This window comes from Sphingomonas sp. DG1-23 (genome assembly GCF_030730875.1).
Taxonomy (GTDB): domain Bacteria; phylum Pseudomonadota; class Alphaproteobacteria; order Sphingomonadales; family Sphingomonadaceae; genus Sphingomonas.
In genome coordinates this window covers 90,342-110,506 of sequence record NZ_JAVAMA010000014.1, presented here as the reverse complement: position 1 = coordinate 110,506, position 20,165 = coordinate 90,342, and the positions used below count along the sequence as shown (strand labels likewise).

The 20,165-nt window shown below is 66.8% G+C and carries 17 protein-coding genes and 1 riboswitch; of the genes, 13 read left to right on the top strand and 4 right to left on the bottom strand.

What is annotated here, in order from left to right; genetic code table 11:
• The first annotated feature begins 52 nt into the window (after positions 1 to 52).
• Together Q9Q95_RS19650 and Q9Q95_RS19645 are read left to right on the top strand one after the other, a co-directional pair.
• On the top strand, positions 53 to 1,801 hold the full coding sequence (locus Q9Q95_RS19650) for a DEAD/DEAH box helicase (protein WP_306098854.1): 1,749 nt from the start codon (positions 53 to 55) through the stop codon (positions 1,799 to 1,801).
• A gap of 273 nt (positions 1,802 to 2,074) precedes the next feature.
• Positions 2,075 to 2,533 carry a YaiI/YqxD family protein gene (locus Q9Q95_RS19645; RefSeq protein WP_306098853.1) on the top strand — a complete coding sequence of 153 codons (459 nt, stop codon included), beginning with the start codon at positions 2,075 to 2,077 and terminating at the stop codon, positions 2,531 to 2,533.
• Between the two features lie 78 nt (positions 2,534 to 2,611).
• Here Q9Q95_RS19645 and Q9Q95_RS19640 read toward each other — a convergent pair whose 3' ends face one another.
• Both Q9Q95_RS19640 and Q9Q95_RS19635 read right to left on the bottom strand, forming a co-directional pair.
• Positions 2,612 to 2,947 carry a hypothetical protein gene (locus Q9Q95_RS19640; RefSeq protein ID WP_306098852.1) on the bottom strand — a complete coding sequence of 112 codons (336 nt, stop codon included), beginning with the start codon at positions 2,945 to 2,947 and terminating at the stop codon, positions 2,612 to 2,614.
• 2 nt (positions 2,948 to 2,949) lie between these two features.
• Positions 2,950 to 3,678 (bottom strand): hypothetical protein, encoded by a 729-nt coding sequence (locus Q9Q95_RS19635; protein WP_306098851.1) that lies wholly within the window; start codon positions 3,676 to 3,678, stop codon positions 2,950 to 2,952.
• 1,076 nt (positions 3,679 to 4,754) lie between these two features.
• On the opposite strand from Q9Q95_RS19635, the gene Q9Q95_RS19630 reads away from it, so the two are divergent.
• Positions 4,755 to 6,113 carry a M28 family metallopeptidase gene (locus Q9Q95_RS19630; RefSeq protein ID WP_306098850.1) on the top strand — a complete coding sequence of 453 codons (1,359 nt, stop codon included), beginning with the start codon at positions 4,755 to 4,757 and terminating at the stop codon, positions 6,111 to 6,113.
• Complete coding sequence (locus Q9Q95_RS19625) at positions 6,110 to 6,340, top strand: hypothetical protein (protein ID WP_306098849.1); 231 nt, start codon at positions 6,110 to 6,112, stop codon at positions 6,338 to 6,340. The genes Q9Q95_RS19630 and Q9Q95_RS19625 overlap by 4 nt, the downstream gene beginning before the upstream one ends.
• Positions 6,341 to 6,381: 41 nt before the next feature.
• Here Q9Q95_RS19625 and metE read toward each other — a convergent pair whose 3' ends face one another.
• Together metE and putA are read right to left on the bottom strand one after the other, a co-directional pair.
• Entirely contained in the window at positions 6,382 to 8,667 is a 2,286-nt protein-coding gene (gene metE / locus Q9Q95_RS19620; RefSeq protein WP_306098848.1) for a 5-methyltetrahydropteroyltriglutamate--homocysteine S-methyltransferase, read from the bottom strand.
• 103 nt (positions 8,668 to 8,770) lie between these two features.
• Positions 8,771 to 8,972, bottom strand: a riboswitch (cobalamin riboswitch).
• Positions 8,973 to 9,018: 46 nt separating this feature from the next.
• Complete coding sequence (putA, locus tag Q9Q95_RS19615; protein WP_306098847.1) at positions 9,019 to 12,648, bottom strand: trifunctional transcriptional regulator/proline dehydrogenase/L-glutamate gamma-semialdehyde dehydrogenase; 3,630 nt, start codon at positions 12,646 to 12,648, stop codon at positions 9,019 to 9,021.
• A 98-nt stretch (positions 12,649 to 12,746) separates the two neighbouring features.
• Between putA and Q9Q95_RS19610 the strand changes: the two genes are divergently transcribed.
• The 9 genes from Q9Q95_RS19610 to speD all read left to right on the top strand — a co-directional run bounded on the left by Q9Q95_RS19610 (position 12,747) and on the right by speD (position 20,128).
• Positions 12,747 to 13,220 (top strand): Lrp/AsnC family transcriptional regulator, encoded by a 474-nt coding sequence (locus tag Q9Q95_RS19610; RefSeq protein WP_306098846.1) that lies wholly within the window; start codon positions 12,747 to 12,749, stop codon positions 13,218 to 13,220.
• 63 nt (positions 13,221 to 13,283) lie between these two features.
• Positions 13,284 to 14,276 (top strand): SPFH domain-containing protein, encoded by a 993-nt coding sequence (locus Q9Q95_RS19605; RefSeq protein WP_306098845.1) that lies wholly within the window; start codon positions 13,284 to 13,286, stop codon positions 14,274 to 14,276.
• Positions 14,277 to 14,280: 4 nt separating this feature from the next.
• Positions 14,281 to 14,955: a DUF4178 domain-containing protein gene (locus tag Q9Q95_RS19600; RefSeq protein WP_306098844.1), complete on the top strand. Its 675-nt coding sequence runs from the start codon at positions 14,281 to 14,283 to the stop codon at positions 14,953 to 14,955.
• Positions 14,945 to 16,279, top strand: a complete 1,335-nt coding sequence (locus Q9Q95_RS19595) for a DUF4178 domain-containing protein (protein ID WP_306098843.1) — start codon at positions 14,945 to 14,947, stop codon at positions 16,277 to 16,279. The genes Q9Q95_RS19600 and Q9Q95_RS19595 overlap by 11 nt, the downstream gene beginning before the upstream one ends.
• Complete coding sequence (locus Q9Q95_RS19590; protein WP_306098842.1) at positions 16,276 to 16,422, top strand: hypothetical protein; 147 nt, start codon at positions 16,276 to 16,278, stop codon at positions 16,420 to 16,422. The genes Q9Q95_RS19595 and Q9Q95_RS19590 overlap by 4 nt, the downstream gene beginning before the upstream one ends.
• Before the next feature lie 9 nt (positions 16,423 to 16,431).
• Positions 16,432 to 16,644 carry a DUF350 domain-containing protein gene (locus Q9Q95_RS19585; RefSeq protein ID WP_306098841.1) on the top strand — a complete coding sequence of 71 codons (213 nt, stop codon included), beginning with the start codon at positions 16,432 to 16,434 and terminating at the stop codon, positions 16,642 to 16,644.
• A complete protein-coding gene (locus tag Q9Q95_RS19580; RefSeq protein ID WP_306098840.1) occupies positions 16,637 to 18,166 on the top strand; it encodes a polyamine aminopropyltransferase in 1,530 nt (509 codons plus the stop codon). The genes Q9Q95_RS19585 and Q9Q95_RS19580 overlap by 8 nt, the downstream gene beginning before the upstream one ends.
• Positions 18,156 to 19,766 carry an FAD-dependent oxidoreductase gene (locus tag Q9Q95_RS19575; RefSeq protein ID WP_306098839.1) on the top strand — a complete coding sequence of 537 codons (1,611 nt, stop codon included), beginning with the start codon at positions 18,156 to 18,158 and terminating at the stop codon, positions 19,764 to 19,766. The genes Q9Q95_RS19580 and Q9Q95_RS19575 overlap by 11 nt, the downstream gene beginning before the upstream one ends.
• A complete protein-coding gene (speD, locus tag Q9Q95_RS19570; RefSeq protein ID WP_306098838.1) occupies positions 19,763 to 20,128 on the top strand; it encodes an adenosylmethionine decarboxylase in 366 nt (121 codons plus the stop codon). The genes Q9Q95_RS19575 and speD overlap by 4 nt, the downstream gene beginning before the upstream one ends.
• The last annotated feature ends 37 nt before the right edge of the window (positions 20,129 to 20,165 follow it).

The window sequence follows — 20,165 nt, the reverse complement described above, 5'->3', positions numbered from 1 at the left end:
AACCCCGAAATCGCTTGCCCTTCCTCGTCCGCACCCCCATGTGCGCGGTTCCATGGAATTCCAGAACCTCCCCGCGCTTCTTTCAGAAGCGCTCGCCGCGCGTGGCTATGCCGCGCCCACCCCCGTCCAGGCCGCCGTGCTCGAACCCGAAGCGCAGGGCCGCGACCTCATCGTCTCGGCCCAGACCGGCTCGGGCAAGACCGTCGCCTTCGGCCTCGCAATGGCCGGCGACCTGATCGGCGAGGACGGCCGGATCGTCCCCAGCCGCGAGCCGCTCGCCTTGATCATCGCCCCCACCCGCGAACTCGCGCTCCAGGTCAGCCGCGAATTGATGTGGCTCTACGGCCAGAGCGGCGCGCGCATCGCCACCTGTGTCGGCGGGATGGACGCCTCGAAGGAGCGCCGCCAGCTCAACCACGGCGCGCACATCGTCGTCGGCACGCCCGGGCGCCTGCGCGACCATCTCGAGCGCGGCGCGCTCGACCTCTCCGCGCTCCGCGCCGCGGTGCTCGACGAAGCCGACGAGATGCTCGACATGGGCTTCCGCGACGATCTCGAGCACATCCTCGACGCCACCCCCAACGAACGCCGCACCCTCCTCTTCTCGGCGACGATGCCCAAGCCGATCGTCGCGCTCGCCCGCCGCTACCAGAGCGACGCGCTGCGCATCTCGACCGTCGGCGAGGATCGCGGCCATGGCGACATCGCCTATCAGGCGGTCACCATCTCGCCCTCGGACATCGAGCATGCGGTGATCAATCTGCTCCGCTTCCACGAGGCCGAGACCGCGATCCTGTTCTGCGCCACCCGCGACAATGTCCGCCACTTGCATGCCACCCTCGTCGAGCGCGGCTTCTCCGCGGTCGCTCTCTCGGGCGAGCACAGCCAGTCCGAGCGCAACCACGCGCTGCAGGCCCTGCGCGACCGCCGCGCCCGGGTCTGCGTCGCCACCGACGTCGCCGCGCGCGGCATCGACTTGCCCACCCTCAGCCTCGTCATCCATGTCGAGCTGCCGCGCGACGCCGAGGCGCTCCAGCACCGCTCGGGTCGCACCGGCCGCGCCGGCAAGAAGGGCACTGCGGTCCTCCTCGTCCCCTATCCGCGCCGCCGCCGCGTCGAGATGATGCTGCGCGGCGCCCGCATCAACGCCGAGTGGATCGAGGCGCCGACCCCCGAGGCGATCCGCGCCAATGATCGCGAGCGCCTGCTCGCCGCCTTGCTCGCGCCGGTCGAGACCGACGAAGAGGATCTGGCGCTCGCCGAGCGCCTGCTCGCCGAGAAGTCGCCGCAGGAGATCGCCGCCGCCTTGGTCCACGCGCACCGCGCCGCGATGCCGCAGCCGGAGGAAATGATCGAGCAGACCCCCGAGGGTCGCCGCGCCGCGCAGCAGGAGCGCCATCGCCCCGGCTTCGACGACATCGCGTGGTTCCACATGGATATCGGCCGCCGCCAGAATGCCGATCCGCGCTGGATCCTGCCGCTGATCTGCCGCCGCGGCCACATCACCAAGAACGAGATCGGCGCGATCCGCATCGGTCCGAACGAGACCTTCTTCCAGGTCCCGAGCGCGATCGCCGCCAAATTCGCCGCCGCGGTCGCGCGCACCCATGAGGGCGACGAAGACGTCCGCATCGAGCCCTCGCGCGACGGCCCGCCCCAGCATGGCGGCCATGGCGGCGGCGGCCGCGCCCCGCACCAGAGCGCCGCCCGCGGCGGCCCGCGCGGCGGCCATGGCGGCCCCAACCGCCCGCCCGCGCCCTACAAGGCCAAACCCCACCGCAAGGGCCCGCCGCGCGGCTGACCCCGCAGGCGTCGGGATTCCGGCCCTCTCCCCGTTCGCCCTGGGCGTGTCGAAGGGGCCGAGCTTCTGCCTGGGTTGGAAGAATGGTGCTTCGACAAGCGCAGCACGAACGGCGTTGAGGGGCGGTCCGCGACGCGAGGCGTGTCTTGCCCTTGCGCTCCTGCGAAAGCAGGAGCCCAGAGTCACGGGCGGCCCGCATGCGGCCCCGGGCTCCTGCTTTCGCAGGAGTACGAGAACGAGAACGAGAACGAGAAAAAGCGGAGAAGGAAGCCCATGACCACCCCCCGCATCCTCGTCGACGCCGATGCCTGCCCGGTGAAGGAGGAGATCTACAAGGTCGCGTGGCGCCACGAGGTCCCCGTAATCGTGGTCAGCAACCAGCATCTGCGCGTTCCTGTCCACCCCCTGCTCAGCCGGCAGGTGGTGAGCGACGCCTTCGACGCCGCCGACGACTGGATCGCCGAACAATCGGCCCCCGGCGCGATCGTGATCACCGCCGACATCCTCCTCGCCGACCGCGCGCTCAAGGCCGGCGCCCGCGTCCTCGCCCCCACCGGCAAGCCCTTCACCACCAGCTCGATCGGCGGCGCCATCGCGACCCGCGCGATCATGGCCGACCTCCGCGCCGGCGGCGACCAGCTCGGCGGTCCCAAGCCCTTCGCGGCGGCGGACCGCTCGCGCTTCCTGCAGGCGCTCGATGCGGCGGTGGTGGCGGTCAAGCGGGGCGTCTAGATCAAGGCTGCGCTTCTCTCGCGGCCCCTTCCGTCACCCCAGCGTCGCTGACGCGGCGGTGGCAGGCCGACAATACCGCTATCCCTGCGAGCGGATCGCCTCGTCAACCAGCTCCAACATCTCGAGCAGCAGGTTTCTTCCAACCCAAACCTCGTCTGAATCCTCGTCAACCGGTGAGGTGAAAAAGGCTTTGGTTCGGTCCATCATCGCGACCAGCTTGGTATATCGTTCCTCGCCCAGATCGGCTCGAACGACCTTGAGTGCTTCGCTGAGCGCGAAATACTCGGATTCTATCGTCCTGTCAGGAAAATAACCGGAAGTATCAACAAAATTGGGAGAACCCAACACCATCGATCCGATCAGATCGGTGAGTTCATCCAGATCCTGCGGAACATAGGGCTTATATGATTCCATGCTCAGCTCCTTGGGCGGGTTATCGCATATGTACTTCCACGACCCAACTGCGTTGGCCTCACTATTATTATGACATCTGGCTGAAAATCACTTCCAAAGAAATTTCTTATTTGCGGAGTTCCAAGCGTCTTTTGATGAAGGGTCATATCAAATGCCACTCTTCCAACGCGAGAATCCGGTATCGAGAACGTCCTTTCTTCTCCTTTGGTCCAATACTCCCTCGGGACTACGCGAACCGGGGACGCCTTTGTCAACTGAATGCCGTATATATTGTAAAATTCCCTCAGCTCCTTTCGTACGGTCAGGTCGATAAAGTTCCCCAAACCGACACGGTCCGAAAGGCGGGTATCTATCTTTCCAGCCTTCAGCCTCTTCAGGCCCTCCGCATAGGCAGCGTCGACGCGCTCCTGCAGAAACCGCAAAGTCTCCACTTGCAAAGGTCCGGTTTCACCGCGAGCGCCATAGAGAGCGGCAGCACGATCCATGCGCAACCCGGCAAGATAGGTCTTCCAGCCCGCCGCCGTCTCGGGATTGGTCATCCCGCGACTGCGAACACGATAATTGGGGTCGATCTTTTGAATCTGCGCCAGCAGGGCGTTCGCCCTCAGCAAACTGAGTTCCGCATTCAGTACGCTCGCCGGACCGGTGAGATCGAAGAAATAATCCGCCGCTGAGATTATCGAGCGCGCTGCCGGCGATTGCAGACCCGGAAACACCTGATGCAACAGCATAGGGTCTCGAAAGGCTTCGCTGTTGCTGGAACGCCGGCCCCGCCCCCCGCGACCACCCCGGCCGGTGGGACCGCCGGGGGGTGCGGATGCATAGTTTCGGGGCGACAATGCCCCGCTCCGAAGCGAGAGCTGACCTCCCGGCGCGAAGGTAAATTGGCCATTCCGTGGATCGTGGTAAGGATTGAACTTCAGTTCGATCGCTGTGTTCGGTGCTATTCTGCGGCCGGTGCGGAGATAAAAACGAAAAGCTATCCGCGCCAGAGTGCCGAAATCCGTTTCTCGTCCTTGCATAAGCCCCACCTCCGATATGGAACAAAACAAGAACTTTCCTACAAGTCAAGCTGGGTCCTTGCTCGGTGCGCATCACCCGGAGGTCGTCGGCGGCAGTCGCCACCCTTTGAGGTGCTGCCCGAACCAAATCGAGGCCAGCAGCAGCCAGCGCCCACTGCAGCAGGAGCAATCGGGGCAAGAAGACAGTCACGGCGAGCAGGAATATCGCCGAAAAGGATGATTGCCAGAACCATCTGATTCGCCCGATCCGCGAGCAGGTGTGCATCCGCCTACAGTTCATGATGCCGCCGCCAAGGCGCCTTCTCTCACCGTCATGTGCAGCCGCGATCCAGCTTCCGCTCGCTTCCGGTTCTGATGGCGAATGCGTTCCGCTCGCAATCCGTCTCGCCCATCCCCTTGCAAAATAGGATTTCACCTGCTTGCCTCGGGCGGCCGGCTTTGCCGGCTTGCCCTTTGACACGGTCGGGATCGATGATCGCAACTTCGCGGACGCATCACAGTCGCGCAGATGCGGCCGTAGTGTCGCGCAGACGTCGCGTACGCGTCGCGTCGGTGTGACCCAGGTGGCGCGTCGGTGGCGCGCGCATGCCGCGTCGGTGTCCCGTCGCAAGCGGGGCCGCCAGCCAACGTTGAATGATATCAACAACTTATCGTGTCAACCGCAGCCGGACAAACGCGATATCGTGTCAACCGTGTCAACCAATTCGGATCTTGTCACTCGCGCCCCGTTGCCCTCCGTCCCGCCGCTTCCTAAGCTCGCTCCCACATCCAACCACCGGGGCAACATGCACAAACTGAAGACCCTCCTCCTCGCCGGCGCGCTGGCGACGGGCCTCGCCGCGCCGGCCTCGGCCCAGCGCGCGCCCGCCAGGATCACGCCCGAGCATGTCCGCGCGCATGTCGACATTCTCGCCGGCCCGGGCTTGCGCGGCCGCGGCAGCGCGACGCCCGACGAGGCCGCCGCCGCGGCCTATGTCGCCGCGATGTTCCGCGGCTATGGCCTCGCCCCCGCACCGGGGATGACCGGCTATACCCAGCCGGTCGACCTGGTCAGCATGCGGCTCGACGGCGCGCCGGTGCTCACCGCCAATGGCGCGCCCGTCGCGGCGCCCCTGCTCTTCTCCTCGACCGGCCAGCCGGTCCGCGGCAAGCTCGCCGTCTATGCCGGCACCGACCCCAGGGCCGTTCCCGCCGCCGACGCGGTGATCGTCACCGGCGCAGGGGTCAACGGGCTCCAGTTCGCCGGCGGCGTGGACCCGACCAAGGTCAAGCTGGTGATCCTGCGCGCCAATGCCCAGTTGCGCGAATATTATGACCGGATCGGCGGCCGCCCCCGCCTGCCGCGCACTATCAAGGGCGAGACCCCGCGGCTCCGCCCGACCGTCGTGGCGCTGGACGACGCTGCGTTCGACAAGCTCGCCGCGCAGGACGGCGCCCAAATCGCGCTCGAACTGCCCGGACTGGTCGAGCAGGCGCAGGTCACCACCAATGCGCTCGGCTATATCCCCGGCACCGATCCGGCAGCGGGCGTGCTGCTCGTCAGCGCGCATCTCGACCATCTCGGGGTCCGCCCCGACGGCAAGGTGATGTACGGCGCCAATGACGACGCCTCGGGCACCGCCGCGGTGCTCGAGCTGGCGCGCTCCCTCGTCGGCAAGAAGCATCGCCGCGGCATCTTGTTCGTCGCTTATGGCAGCGAGGAAGCCGGCGGGTTCGGCGCGCGCTGGTTCGCCGAGCATCCGCCGGTGCCGCTCGGCGAAATGGTCGCCAATCTCGAGATCGAGATGATCGGCCAGCAGGACCCCAAATTGCCCGCGGGGACGATGATGATGACCGGGTATGAGCGCTCGACCTTCGGCGAGACGCTGAAGGCGCATGGCGCGCTGGTCACCACCGATCCGTATCCCGAGCAGAACTTCTTCCAGCGCTCGGACAATTATGCATTGGCGCTGAAGGGCGTGGTCGCGCACACCGTGTCGGGCTGGGCGACGGTGCCGACCTATCACACCCCCGAGGATGTGATCGAGCGGCTCGACCTGCCGTTCATGGCGCGCGCGATCCAGTCGCTGGTCGCCCCGCTCGCCAGCCTCGCGAACAGCAAGGCCCGGCCCGAATGGAAGCCGGGCGGCCGCCCGACCGAATGACCGCAAGCGAGCTTCAGGATCTTCTGGTCACGGCGCTGGTGCGCCGGGCCGGCGGCAGCAAGCGCGACTGGCGCGCGGCTTTGGGCAAGGTGCGGGTGTACAGCGCCGAGACACACCCGCATTGCAACTGGTCGGTCGCCCCCTCGGGCAGCAATGGCGAGAACGCCATCATCGAGCGCCTGCTCGACGATTTCCGCGGACGGCACCCGCTGGTCACCGGCGAATGAAAGCCGGCGCGCAGGGCCCAACCCCTGCGCGCCGGCCCGCCTCACGCCGCTGCGCGCAAGGTCCGCGCCGCGGCGACCATCGCCTCGATCGCGGGTTTGACCTCGTCCCACTTCCGGGTCTTGAGCCCGCAATCGGGGTTCACCCAGAGCTGGTCGGGGCGGAGATGCTGCTGGGCGAGCCGCATCAGCGTCACCATCTCCGCCTCGCCGGGCACCCGCGGCGCGTGGATGTCGTAAACCCCCGGCCCGATCGCGCCGGGATAGCGATAGGCGGCGAAGCCCTCGAGCAATTCCATCTGCGAGCGGGCGGTCTCGATCGAGATGACGTCGGCGTCCATCGCGCCGATCGCCGGCAAGATGTCGTTGAACTCCGAATAGCACATATGGGTGTGGATCTGGGTCGCGTCCGCCACCCCCGCCGCCGAGAGCCGGAACGCGGCGACCGCCCATTCGAGATAGGTCTCCCAGTCGCGCCGGCGCAGCGGCAGGCCTTCGCGCAGCGCCGCCTCGTCGATCTGGATCGCCTTGCATCCCGCCGCTTCGAGATCGGCCACCTCGTCGCGGATGGCGAGCGCGATCTGCTTGCAGCTCTCGGCGCGCGGCTGATCGTCGCGGACGAACGACCAGTTGAGGATGGTGACCGGCCCGGTGAGCATGCCCTTGACCGGTCTCGGCGTCAGGCTCTGGGCATAGCGCCACCATTCGACCGTCATCGGCGCGGGCCGCGAGACGTCGCCATAGAGGATCGGCGGCCGCACACAGCGCGAACCATAGGACTGGACCCAGCCGTTGACGGTGAACGCGAAGCCCGACAGCTGCTCGCCGAAATACTGGACCATGTCGTTGCGCTCGAACTCGCCATGGACGAGCATGTCGAGCCCGACTTTCTCCTGCCAGGCGATCGTCCGCGCCGTCTCTTCCCGCAAAAAGCGCTCATAGGCCGCCGCGTCCAGCTCGCCGCGGTTGCGCCGGGCGCGGGCACCCCGCACCTCATTGGTCTGCGGGAACGAGCCGATCGTGGTGGTCGGGAAGGCCGGCAGACCGAGCACCGCCGCTTGCGCGACGCTCCGCTCGGAAATGCCCGTCGCGCGTTCGTACATCGCATCGGTCACCGCCGCCGCGCGGGCGGCGACCTGCGGATTGTGCACCAAAGGCGATGCCCGCCGACTGGCATTGGCCTGCGCGGATCGGGCCAGTTCCTCCGCGACGCTGCCGCGCCCCTCGTCGAGCGCGCGCTTGAGGACCGCCAGCTCCTCGACCTTCTGCACTGCGAAGGCGAGCCATTCGGTCACATCGCCCAGCTTCTTCTCGAGCGTGAGATCGACCGGCACGTGGAGCAGCGAGCAGGAAGGTGCGAGCACCAGATCGCGGGTCGCCGCGATGGGTTCGAGCCGGTCGAGCAAGGCGTCGAGATCGGCGCGCCAGACATTGCGGCCGTCGACCACGCCGAGCGAGAGCAGCAGTGTTTTCGGCGCGGCCTTGAGCAAGGCGTCGAGTTGGCCGGGTGCGCGGACCAGATCGACGTGCAGCCCCGCCACCGGCAGCGCGGCGGCGAAGGAGAGATTGTCGCCGAGCCCGCCGAAATAGGTGGCGAGCATCAGCTTCGGCCCCGAACGCGACAATTTGGCATAGGCCCGGGTCAGCGCGCGGCGCTGCTTCTCGTCGAGGTCGAGCACCAGCACCGGCTCGTCGATCTGCACCCATTCGGCGCCGGCATGCGCGAGCTGGCCGAGGATCGCCGCATAGAGCCCGAGCACCTCGTCGAGATAGTCGAACGGATCGACGTCGCGGCCCTTGGCGAGGCTCAGCCATGTCACCGGTCCGAGCAGAGCCGGCCGCGTCTCGTAACCCTGCGCCTTCGCCTCGCGATATTCGTCGACCACCTTCAAACGGTTGAGCGCCAGCTTCTGCCCGGCGGCAAGCTCGGGAACGAGATAATGATAATTGGTGTCGAACCATTTGGTCATCTCGCACGCAGTGACGCTGGCATGGCCGCAGCCGTCATGCTGGTCGCCGGTGGTGCCGCGCGCCATCGCGAAATAGGTGGCGAGATCGGCCTCGCCATGGGCGCTGCGATAGCGCTCGGGGATTGCGCCGAGCATCATGCTGGTGTCGAGCACGTGATCGTAGAGCGAGAAGTCGTTCGAGGGCAGCCAGTCGGCGCCCAAGGCCTTTTGCCGCGCCCAGGCCGCGGTGCGCAGCCCCGATGCAGCGTCGAGCAAATCCGCCTCGCTGGTCTTGCCGCCCCAATAGGCTTCGAGCGCGTGCTTGAGTTCGCGCCGCGGGCCGATCCGCGGGAATCCCAAGGTAGCAACGGTAATGGTCATGTTCTTCAACCCCGAAGAGGGGCGAAGCGCGCGGAGCAGACGCAGGCATGGCGCGGCCATGACCGGCCGGCACGCAAGCGGCCGATCCGGGCACCCCGCCGGTGGACGTTATCGCGTCGAAGGCAGGTCTCCTGGCTCACGGGTCAGCGCGGCGGTCCGTCTTCCCGGGGCGAACCCCAGTGACATGTTGGACCACAGCTCACCGCTTACAGTTGCGGGGGCAGCGCCGGCATCTCACCGGCTTCCCGTCTTAGCTCCGACGCGGGGGAAGCCCCGGACGAAGAACCTTGACCCTCTCCAGATCGCACCGACCGGCAGAACCGTCAAGCATCATATAAAGAAATCTTTATATCATACTCCGAGCATCATCAGGCTCGCATTGCCGCCTGCGGCGGTGGTGTTGATCGAGACCGACACCTCCTCGACCAGCAGGTTGAGACTATAGGCGTCCGTTTTGGCCAGCGCCGCCCCCGCCGCCGCCTGCACCGGGACGATCTGCCCCGGCCGCGCCGCGAGAGTGCGCAGCTGTCCGGTCACCCGATCCGCTGCGCCCTCGACCAATGCTCCGGAAATCTGGCCAACATCGCTGCGGAGCCGCGCTCGCACGCTCGCCGGCAATTCCGCCAGCACTGCGATCAGCGCTGCGTCGGCCTCGACCACCGCGTCGTTGCCCGTCGCGAGGCAGGCGGCGAGCTGGTGGAACAATCCTGCCCGACTTTCCGGCGCGAGCAGAATCGTGCCCCGCGGATGAAGCGCATAGAGGTTGCGCTCGCCCACCGGGCCGGGAAGCTCGAGTTCGCAGCCGAGCGGCGACGCCGCGTCGAGTTGGAGCGCGAGCATCGCCGCCTGTTTCTCGCCATTCTTGTCGAGCCAGGCGGCGAGATCTGTCAGCGCCGGATCGACCACCGCCTCACCCCGCGGTGCCGGGGCGACATCGCGTACCAGCCGCGGCAGATAGAGCGGCCCGCCCGCCTTGGGCCCGGTCCCCGAAAGCCCGCGCCCGCCGAACGGCTGGACGCCGACGATCGCGCCGATGACATTGCGGTTGATGTAGAGATTGCCCGCCTTGATCCGCCCGGTAACCTGCGCGATCGTTTCGTCGAGCCGGGTGTGCAGCCCGAAAGTGAGCCCGTAACCGGTGGCGTTGATCGCGTCGATCAGCGCATCGAGATCGTCACGGGCGTAGCGGATCACATGGAGCACCGGCCCGAAAACCTCGCGCTCCAGATCGGCGATGCTGTCCAGCTCGATGATCGTCGGCGGTACGAAAGTACCGTGCGCGGTTTCGGGCAGCATCTCCTGCTGTTCGACCCGGCGGCCGCGCGCGCGCATCGCTTCGATATGCTTCTCGATATTGGCCTTGGCCTCGGCCGTGATCACCGGGCCGATGTCCACCGCCAGCCGATCGGTATTGCCGATGCGAAGCTCGGCGAGCGCGCCCTTGAGCATCGCCAGGGTGCGATCGGCGACTTCGTCCTGCAGGCACAATATCCGCAGCGCCGAGCAGCGCTGCCCCGCGCTGTCGAACGCCGAGGCGATGACATCGGCCACGACCTGCTCGGCGAGCGCCGAGGAATCGACGATCATCGCATTCTGCCCGCCGGTCTCGGCGATCAGCGGGACCGGCTTGCCATCGCTCGACAGCCGCTCGGCGAGCTGCTTCTGGATCAGCCGCGCGACCTCGGTCGAGCCGGTGAACATCACGCCTGCGGTCTCGGGCGCACCGACCAATGCCGCACCGATCGTGCCATCGCCAGGGACCAACTGGAGCGCATCGGCAGGAACTCCGGCCGCATGCAGCAGACGCACCGCTTCGGCGGCGACCAGCGGCGTCTCCTCGGCCGGCTTGGCGAGAACCGGATTGCCCGCGACGAGCGCCGCCGCGACCTGTCCGGTAAAGATCGCCAGCGGGAAGTTCCACGGGCTGATGCACACCACCGGCCCCAACGGCGACTTGTCGGGCCCTAACGCCCGCGCCTGCACGGCGTAATAGCGCAGGAAGTCCACTGCCTCGCGCACCTCGGCGATCGCATTGGCAGCCGATTTGCCGGCTTCGCGGATCGTCAGGCCGATCAGCATCGGCATGCGCGCTTCCATCGCATCCGCCGCGCGCTCGAGCATCGCCGCACGATCTGCGATCGTCACCGACGACCATGCCGAGGCCGCTGCCCGCGCCACTGCAGCCCGCGCAGCCTCCGGCGCGATCTCCACCACGCTGCCGACGACATCGCGATGATCGGCGGGATTCAGCACCGGACGCTCCACGCCTTCCCCTGCCGCCGCGCGCCATTGCACCGCTGCACTCGCCCGCAATGCCTCGCCCAGCGCGGCGAGCGCGGCTTCGTTCGCCAGATCGATCCCCGCCGAATTGCGGCGATCGGGATAGAGGTCGGCGGGCAGCGCGATCACGTCGTGCTTCGCTCCGGGCTGCGGCGCATTGCGCACCAGCGCGACCGGATCGACGACGAGCTCGTCGATCGACACCGCCGGATCGGCGACCCGGTTGACGAACGAGGAATTGGCTCCGTTCTCGAGCAGCCGGCGAACAAGATAGGCCAGCAACTTCTCGTGCGTGCCCACCGGCGCATAGATGCGGCACGGCCGGCCGAGCCCGTCCGCGCCCACCACTTGCCGATAGAGCGGTTCGCCCATCCCGTGGAGACACTGGAACTCGTAATCGCCGACCGCGAACTCGGGGCCGGCCACCTGATAGATCGTCGCGAGGGTCAGCGCGTTATGCGTCGCGAATTGAGGAAAGATCAGGTCCTTCGCCGCGAGCAGCTGCCGCGCGCAGGCGACGTAAGCGACGTCGGTGTGGATTTTCCGGGTATAGACCGGGAAATCGGCAAGCCCGTCGACCTGCGCGCGCTTGATCTCGGCGTCCCAATAGGCACCCTTGACCAGCCGCACCATGATCCGCCGCTCTGCGCGGCGGGCGAGATCGACGATCCAGTCGATCACGAACGGGCAGCGCTTGCCATAAGCCTGCACGACGAAGCCCAGCCCGTTCCATCCGGCAAGCGCCGGATCGAGCGCCAAGGATTCGAGCAGGTCGAGCGAGAGTTCGAGCCGGTCGGCTTCCTCGGCGTCGATATTGAAGCCGATGTCATAGGATTTGGCGAGCACCGCCAGCGCCCGCACCCGCGGCAGCAATTCGCCCATCACCCGCTCGGCCTGCGCGCGCACATAACGCGGGTGCAGCGCCGACAACTTGATCGAGATGCCCGGACCTTCATAGATCCCGCGCTTGCCCGCCGCCTTGCCGATCGCGTGGATTGCCCGCGTGTAATCGTCGAAATAGCTTGCCGCGTCCTCCGCGGTCGCTGCCGCCTCGCCGAGCATGTCGTAGCTATAGCCGAAGCCGCGCGCCTCTTCCTTGCGCGCGCGCTTGAGCGCCTCGGCGATCGTCTCGCCGGTGATGAACTGCTCGCCCATCATCCGCATCGCCAGATCGACGCCGCGGCGGATCACCGGTTCGCCGGCGCGCGCGATCAACCGGGTGAGCGCCGCGCCCAGCCCCTTGTCGTCGGCGCTGTCGACCAGCTTGCCGGTGACCACCAGCCCCCAGGTCGCCGCGTTGACGAATAAGGAGCGGCTGCCGCCGAGATGCGCGCGCCAGTCGCCATCGGCAATCTTGTCGCGGATAAGCGCGTCGCGGGTGGCATCGTCGGGGATGCGCAGCAGCGCCTCGGCGAGGCACATCAGCGCCACGCCTTCCTCGCTCGACAAGGTATATTCCTGCACCAGCGCCTCGACGCCGCTCCTGGTGCCTTCCCTGCGCAGCGCCGCGATCAGATTGCGCGCGGTTCGCTCCGCCGAGGCGCGCACTGCCGCCGGCAGGGTCGCGGCTTCGAGCAACGGCGCGAGACACTCGGGCTCGGGCCGGCGATACGCCTGGGTGATCGCCGCACGAAGCGGGGTCTGGGGACGGATCGGCGGGGCGAAGGCCGCGAAGGCCGCGAAGGCAGAGCTGGTTGACATGCTCGGTCCATAGACCAAAGCACGAAGTCGATCTGTCTTACTTTGCCCAGATCGGCTATGCAAATGCCCACGCTTCTCCCTTCTGGAAGTCGATAAGCATGGAAAATGCCACGAACGCAGTCGATCTGGACGAGTACGACCGCAAGATCCTCGCCGTCCTGCGCGAGGACGGCCGGATCACCGTGACCGAACTCGCCCAGCGCATCGGGCTTTCCAAGACGCCGTGCCAGCAGCGGCTCAAGCGGCTGATCGAGAATCGCGTCATCCTCGGCTTCACGGCGCTGATCGATCCCGCGAAACTCGCGCTCGATCATGTCGCCTTCGCCGAGGTCAAGCTCTCCGACACGCGCGAAGAGGCGCTCGGGGAATTCAATGCCGCAGTCCGCCGCATTCCCGAGGTCGAGGAATGTCACATGATCGCGAGCAATTTCGATTATCTGCTCAAGGTCCGCACCGCCGACATCCGCAAATACCGCATCGTCCTCGGCGAACGCATCTCGAGCCTGCCGCACGTCGCGAGCACCTCGACCTACATCTCGATGGAAACGATCCGCGAGACCGTGCGCAGCTGATTGTCGCTTTGCTGTTTCGAAGCGCCGGCAAAGCCACTATCCTTGCCGGGAACGGGAGGGCTTATGGGCATTCTGGACTTTCTTTCGAAGCAGTTCGTCGACGTCATCGATTGGGTGGACGAGCCGGGCACGCTGGCGATCCGCTATCCGATGAAAGATCGCGAGATCCAGACCGGCGCCCAGTTGACCGTCCGCGCGGGCCAGAAGGCGTTGTTCTACGACGAGGGCAAGCTCGCCGATGCGTTCCTCCCCGGGCTCTACACGCTCGACACCGGCAATTTGCCGCTGCTCACCTCTTTGCTCAATTGGGACAAGGGCTTCGCCTCGCCCTTCAAGGCCGACGTCTATTTCTTCAGCCAGAAGGAGCAGACCGGCCTCAAATGGGGCACCCAGCAGCCGATCACGGTGCGCGACAAGGAATTCGGCCCGTTGCGGGTGCGCGCTTTCGGCTCTTACTCGTTCCGCATCGAGAGCGTGCCGACCTTTGCGATCAAGATGATGGGCTCGCTGGAAAAGCTGACCGTCGCCGATCTCGAGCCGCAATTGCGCGGCGCGATCGCCACCGCGATCGCCTCGGCGCTGGGCACCGGCGAAATCGCGTTTCTCGATCTCGCCGCGAACCAGGGCGCGCTGTCCGAGAAGCTCAAGGCCGCGGTCGAGCCCGCCTTCGCCGGGTGGGGGCTCAGCTGCACCAGCTTCTTCATCGAGAGCCTGTCGCTTCCCGAGGAAGTCCAGGCCCATCTCGACAAGGCGAGCTCGATGCGGGTGGTGGGCGATCTCGACCGCTTCGTCCGTTTCCAGAGCGCGCAGGCGATCGAGACCGCTGCCGGCCAATCGGGCGGCGTCGCCGGTGCCGGCGCGGGCATGGCCGCCGGCCTGGCGATCGGCCAGAGCATGACCGGCGGGATCGGTTCCGCAGCCGCTGCCCCGGCTGCCGCACCCGGCGAGGATACCTATGCGCAGATCGAGAAACTGCATAAGCTCGTGACGATCGGTGCGATCACCCAGGAGGAGTTCGACGCCAAGAAGGCGGAGTTGCTGGGCCGCATCCGCTGAGCCTATGAGCCTTCGCTTTCCTTGCCCGAATTGCGGCGCCGATGTCGTGTTCCGCTCGCCGGCCTTGCCCAACCGCGTCTGTGATTATTGCCGTTCGATGCTGGTGCGCAGCGATTCGGGCGTCGCCAAAATCGGCGAAGTCGCGGCCCTGCCGTTCGATGTGAGCCCGGTCCAGATCGGCATGCGCGGGCGCGCCGACGGCAAGGGCTTCGAAGTGATCGGCCGAGTCCGCTGGGCGTGGACCGACGGCGCATGGAACGAATGGCTGCTGCTGTTCGAGGACGGGACCAACGCGTGGCTCGGCGAGGCGATGGGCCAGTTCATGCTGCTCTGGCAGCAACCGATCGGCAAGGTGCGCTCGCGGACGATGCGCGAGATGATCAACGGCAAACGGGCGATCCCGGGCACCGAGGCCCAGATCGACAAGCGGAAGCTCGTCGTCGCCGATGCCCGTGACGTCGTCTGCATCGCCGCCGAAGGCGAATTGCCGTTTACCGCCGCCACCGGCTGGACGCTCTACAGCGTCGACCTCCGCGGACGGAGCGGCGAATGCGCGACGCTCCAGCGCGACGATCAGGAAACCACCTTCTACCAGGGTCGTTACGTGACGCTCGCCGAACTGGCCCCGCGCGGTCTGCGCGCGATCGAAGGCTGGGCGCTTCCTTCTTATGCCGCCTGACACCGCCCTGCAGACCCAGCCCGCCCCCGCCGCCAAGGCGCTGACCTGTCCGTCGTGCGGCGGCGGGGTGGAGCTGCGCGCGGCGGGCTATACCGTCCATGTCGCCTGCCAATATTGCAGCTCGATCCTCGACGTCACCGATCCGCAGGTGAAGCTGGTCGCCGCATACAGCCTGCACATGGCCGAGCTCGAGATTCCGCTCGGCACCCGCGGCGTGCTGCGCGGCGTCGAATGGGAGGCGATCGGCTATCTCCAGCGCTCCGAGAACGGGGCCTATGGCTGGGAAGAATATCTGCTGTTCAATCCCTATCACGGCTATCGCTGGCTGGTGAAGGTCCGCGGCGGCTGGAGCCTCGGCGAGACGCTGACCGTCACTCCCGACTGGCTGTCCTACGACCGGCTCGGCGTCGGTTCGGAGGCCTACACCCATTTCTTCGCCGACGGCGAGGCGCGGGTCGATTACGTCCTCGGCGAATTCTACTGGCGTGTCGCGGTCGGCGAGAAGGTCGCCACCGCCGATTGGGCCCGTCCCGGCGCGATGCTCTCGCGCGAAGCGAACGCCAGTGAAGTCAGCTGGACGCGCAATGCGTGGCTGCCGCGGCCTGAAATCGCGAAGGCCTTCGGAGTCGATACGCGACAAATTACGTGGCCGCCGCTACCGCACCAGCCCTCGCTCTGGGGCGCATGGCTCGGGACGGGGCTCAAGCTCGGCGCGACCGCGTTTGCCTTTCTGCTGCTCTTCGCGATCCTGTTCGGCGGCAGCCAATGGTCGGCCGCCGGCAGCTTCGCGGTCCGCGCCGACGGAGGCGAGCAGAGCGTGACGCTCGGCCCGATCACCCTGCCCCGCCGGTATCAGAGCGTGCATCTGCGCGCCGACGTGCCCCGGCTCGAAAATGGCTGGGTCGATCTCGACTACAGCCTCGTCGACCGCAAGACGCAGCAGGTCTACGAAGTCTATGGCGCCGCCGAGCGTTATTCGGGAAGCGATTCCGACGGGCCGTGGAGCGAAGGCAGCCGCGGCACCGAAGTCTCGATCGCCAGCGTGCCGGGGGGAATCTATGACCTCGTGGTCGAATATAAAGGCAATCGCTGGACGGGCACCGGCAGCTATTCGACCGAAGCCGCCGATTGGATGGATCCCGCGAACCTGCCCGAGGTGCAGGTCGAAATGCGCCAAGGCGTGCTCTATGCTTCCAATCTGCTGATTGCGCTGATCCTGATCGCAATTCCTCTGCTGTTCGCGCTCATTCGGCACATCGCCTTCGAAGCCGCGCGCAAGGGCGAAAGCGACTTCGCTCCCGCAGGAGAGGATGACGACGAGTGAGCACCCGGACTTTTCTCTACGCGCTCTGGTGCCTCGGCGTGACGGGGCTGTTCATCCTGTGCACCATTTACGCCTGGTCCCCCTTCGCCGAAGGGAGTCGGGCGCGCACCCATGCCGGCTTCTACGGCCCCACCCACAAATAGGAGATCGACATGGTCACCACCCTGCCCGCCGTGCTGAGCACCCTGCTCTATTCCGTCATCGGCATCGTCATATTCGTCATCGGCTTCGTGATCCTCGACCTGCTCACCCCGGGCAAGCTCTGGCAGGAGATCGAGCAGAAGCAGAACGTCGCCGTGGCGATCTTCGCGGGCGCGGTCGCGATCGGGCTCGCGATCATCGTCGCCGCCGCCATCCATGGCTGAAGCCGATCCAGCGCAATCCAAAGTCAGAGCGTCCGGATCCACCGCGGCGCTGCTCGCGTCCGCCTTCGTCGTCTCGACCTGCGGGCTGATCTACGAGCTGCTCGCGAGCACCCTGGCGAGCTATCTGCTCGGTGACAGCGTCACCCAATTCTCCACCGTCATCGGCAGCTATCTGTTCGCGATGGGCGTGGGCAGCTGGTGCTCGCGCTATGTGAAACGCGGCGAACTCCGCCTGTTCGTGCGGGTCGAATTGCTGATCGCCTTGCTCGGCGGAAGCTCGGCCTGCGCGCTGTTCCTGCTCTTCCCGGTCGTCGATCATTTTCGGGTCGCGCTCTATGGGCTCGTGCTGGCGATCGGCTTTCTCGTCGGCCTCGAAATCCCCCTGCTCATCCGCATCCTGCGCGGCTTCGACTTCCGCGAGACCGTCTCGAACGTGCTGACCTTCGACTATGTCGGCGCGCTCGTCGCCAGCCTGCTCTTCCCTTTGCTGCTGATGCCGCATCTCGGCATGATCCGCACCGGCTTTCTGTTCGGCATCTTCAATGCCGGCGTCGCGCTGGCATTGCTGTTCACCCTGCCGCGTGCCGGCTACCGCACCGAGAAAGTCGCGTCGGTGCTGGTACTGCTCGCATTGGTCGCCGGCTTCGTCGCCTCCGACCGGCTCCAGCGCTGGGCCGAGGTGGCGAGCTATGGCGAGCCGGTGATCTATGCGACCAGCACCAAATTCCAGCGGATCGTGCTCACCCGCCGCGACGACGATGTCCGGCTATATCTGAACGGCAATCTGCAATTCTCGTCGCGCGACGAATATCGTTACCATGAAGCGCTGGTGCACCCGGCATTGGGCCGCGTCTCCAACCCGCGCAACGTACTGATCCTCGGCGGGGGCGACGGCCTTGCGGCACGCGAGGTGTTCAAGCACCCCGAGGTGCAGCGCCTGACCCTCGTCGATCTCGACGGCGACATGACGAGGCTGTTCACGCGCACTGCGATGCTGTCGCGGCTCAACCGCGGCTCGCTCACCGATCCGCGGATGACCGTGATCAACGCCGACGGCTTCCGCTGGGCGCGCGAGACCAAGGGGCAGTACGATGCGATCATCGTCGATTTCCCCGACCCGGTCGATTATTCGGTAGGCAAGCTCTACACCGATACCTTCTACCGCGCGGCGCGCAAGCTGCTCGCGCCCGGCGGGATGATGGTGGTGCAGAGCACGTCGCCGCTAATCGCGCCCAATGCCTTCTGGACCGTCGCCTCGACGCTCGAGGCTGCGGGGCTGCAGACCCGCGGCTATCACGTCTATGTGCCGAGCTTCGGCGAATGGGGCTTCATTCTCGCGTCGGCCGGTCCGATCCCGGCGCAAGGCAAGATCACCAACGGCCGCTTCCTCACGCCCGTGATCGACCAGCGCCTGTTCGATTTCCCGCCCGACATGGCGCGGCGTCCGACTCCGGTGAATCGACTCGACAATCAGGTCCTCGTTCGCGAATTCGCCGACGCGTGGGACAAATATGAAGGCTGATCGCCGCGCGGTGCTCGGCCTCGGCGCCGCAGCAATGGCCGCAGCCGGCGGCGGGCTGGCCTATGCGCTGGAGGGCGAAGCGCCGCTGCCGGGCGGCAGGCTGGCCGGCGCCGATATGGAACGCGGCCACCGCCTCAGGACCGGCGGTTTCCCAGCGCCCAGCCGGTTCGAGCAAGTCGATCTGATCATCGCCGGCGGCGGCGTCGCGGGTCTGTCGGCCGGCTGGCGGCTGACCGAGGCGGGGTTCGACCGGTTCAGGCTGCTCGAACTCGAGGACCAGGTCGGCGGCAATGCCCGCAGCGGCCGCAACCATGTCTCGGCCTATCCGCTCGGTGCGCATTACCTTCCGGTCGCCAACAAGGAGGCGAAGGCGCTCCTGCATCTGCTGCGCCAGCTTGGCATGATTACCGGCGATAGCGACGGCGTACCGGTCTACGATCCCGAGCAACTCTGTGCCGATATGCAGGAACGGTTGTTCTGGCAGGGCCGCTGGCAGGAAGGACTGATCCCGCGCACCGGCATCACCGCGCAGGACCGCAGCGATCTCGCTGCGTTCGAAATGGCCATGGCGGCCTTCTCGAAACGGGTCGGCAGCGACGGCAAGCCCGCTTTCGCCGTGCCGATGGCCTATAGTTCACGCGATATCGATCTGGTCGCGCTCGACACGCTGAGCTTCGCTACATGGCTCGACCGGCAGGGCTGGCGCTCGCCGGTGCTGCGCGCGCATGTCCGCTATGCGATGCGCGACGATTACGGCACCGAGCCCGATCAGGTCTCCGCATGGGCCGGGGTGCATTATTTCGCCGCCCGTCGCGGCTGGGCAGCGAACAATGCCGGCGAAAACGAACTCACCTGGCCCGAGGGCAATGGCCGTCTCACCGCGCGCCTTGCCGGCTTCTTCCCGCAGCAGATTGCCGCGGGGCATATCGTCCACCGCGTAACCCGCGAAGGGGAACGCATTCTCGTCGACAGCTTCGATGTCGCGGCCAACCTCACTGTCCGTACGAGCGCGCGCGCGGCGATTCTCGCCACGCCGCACTTCGTTGCCACGCGCCTGTGCGGCGAGCTCGGCGACACAGCCGGGTTCAGCTATGCGCCGTGGCTGGTCGCCAACGTCACCGTCGACCGCCTGCCGCGCGGGCGCGGGGTGCCGCTGGCTTGGGACAACGTCTCGAGCACCAGCGATTCGCTCGGTTACGTCGTCGCGACGCACCAGGGACCCGACGCCATCAACGCGGGCACGGTGCTCACCTGGTATCTGCCTTTGTCGAGCATGCCACCCGCTCAGGCGCGACGCCTGCTCGTCGAGCGCCCCGCCGACGAATGGAAGCGCATCGTTCGCGACGATCTGCTCGCGATGCATCCCGAGCTCGAGGATGCGATCGCGCGGATCGAACTATGGCGCTGGGGCCATGCGATGATCCGCCCCACGCCCGGTTTCCTGGGGCGCGGCGCGGCCGTCGAGCCCCTGCCGCCGCTGTTCCTCGCGCATTCCGATCTCAGCGGCCTGTCGCTGTTCGAGGAGGCGCAGTATCACGGCGTTCGCGCCGCCGAGCGGGCGATGGCGCTGCTCGGCCACCCGCATGAGAGCCTGTTGTGACCAGCTATGACGGCCAGCATCTGATCGCCGACCTGCACGATGCGGCGCATCTGGCCGACGTCGCGCATGTCGAAGCCTGTCTGATCGCGGCCGCCGCCGCTGCCGGCGCAACCCTGCTCGAAGTGCGCCTGCACAGCTTCGGACCCGGCATGGGCGTCACCGGCGTGGCGATGCTCGCCGAATCGCACATCTCGATCCACACCTGGCCCGAATATGGCAGCGCCTGCGTCGACCTCTTCATGTGCGGCCGAAGCCACGATCTCGAGGCAGCACTCGACGCGATCGTGCAGCGTCTCGGCGCGCAGGTGGCGCGCCGCACGCTGCTGACCCGCAGTATCGGCAAGGATCAGTCCGGGGGGTAAGTGGCGAGTGCCTGAAAGCTCGATCGGGCAAGATCTT

Bases quoted from the DNA above. Each gene is read 5' to 3' on its own strand.
- Q9Q95_RS19595 (WP_306098843.1), top strand. From the start codon at position 14,945: ATGCCGCCTGACACCGCCCTGCAGACCCAGCCCGCCCCCGCCGCCAAG.
- Q9Q95_RS19605 (WP_306098845.1), top strand. From the start codon at position 13,284: ATGGGCATTCTGGACTTTCTTTCGAAGCAGTTCGTCGACGTCATCGAT.
- Q9Q95_RS19630 (WP_306098850.1), top strand. From the start codon at position 4,755: ATGCACAAACTGAAGACCCTCCTCCTCGCCGGCGCGCTGGCGACGGGC.
- Q9Q95_RS19600 (WP_306098844.1), top strand. From the start codon at position 14,281: ATGAGCCTTCGCTTTCCTTGCCCGAATTGCGGCGCCGATGTCGTGTTC.
- metE (WP_306098848.1), bottom strand. From the start codon at position 8,667: ATGACCATTACCGTTGCTACCTTGGGATTCCCGCGGATCGGCCCGCGG.
- Q9Q95_RS19650 (WP_306098854.1), top strand. From the start codon at position 53: ATGGAATTCCAGAACCTCCCCGCGCTTCTTTCAGAAGCGCTCGCCGCG.
- Q9Q95_RS19585 (WP_306098841.1), top strand. From the start codon at position 16,432: ATGGTCACCACCCTGCCCGCCGTGCTGAGCACCCTGCTCTATTCCGTC.
- Q9Q95_RS19610 (WP_306098846.1), top strand. From the start codon at position 12,747: ATGGAAAATGCCACGAACGCAGTCGATCTGGACGAGTACGACCGCAAG.
- Q9Q95_RS19640 (WP_306098852.1), bottom strand. From the start codon at position 2,947: ATGGAATCATATAAGCCCTATGTTCCGCAGGATCTGGATGAACTCACC.
- Q9Q95_RS19635 (WP_306098851.1), bottom strand. From the start codon at position 3,678: ATGCTGTTGCATCAGGTGTTTCCGGGTCTGCAATCGCCGGCAGCGCGC.
- Q9Q95_RS19580 (WP_306098840.1), top strand. From the start codon at position 16,637: ATGGCTGAAGCCGATCCAGCGCAATCCAAAGTCAGAGCGTCCGGATCC.
- Q9Q95_RS19625 (WP_306098849.1), top strand. From the start codon at position 6,110: ATGACCGCAAGCGAGCTTCAGGATCTTCTGGTCACGGCGCTGGTGCGC.
- Q9Q95_RS19575 (WP_306098839.1), top strand. From the start codon at position 18,156: ATGAAGGCTGATCGCCGCGCGGTGCTCGGCCTCGGCGCCGCAGCAATG.
- putA (WP_306098847.1), bottom strand. From the start codon at position 12,648: ATGTCAACCAGCTCTGCCTTCGCGGCCTTCGCGGCCTTCGCCCCGCCG.
- Q9Q95_RS19645 (WP_306098853.1), top strand. From the start codon at position 2,075: ATGACCACCCCCCGCATCCTCGTCGACGCCGATGCCTGCCCGGTGAAG.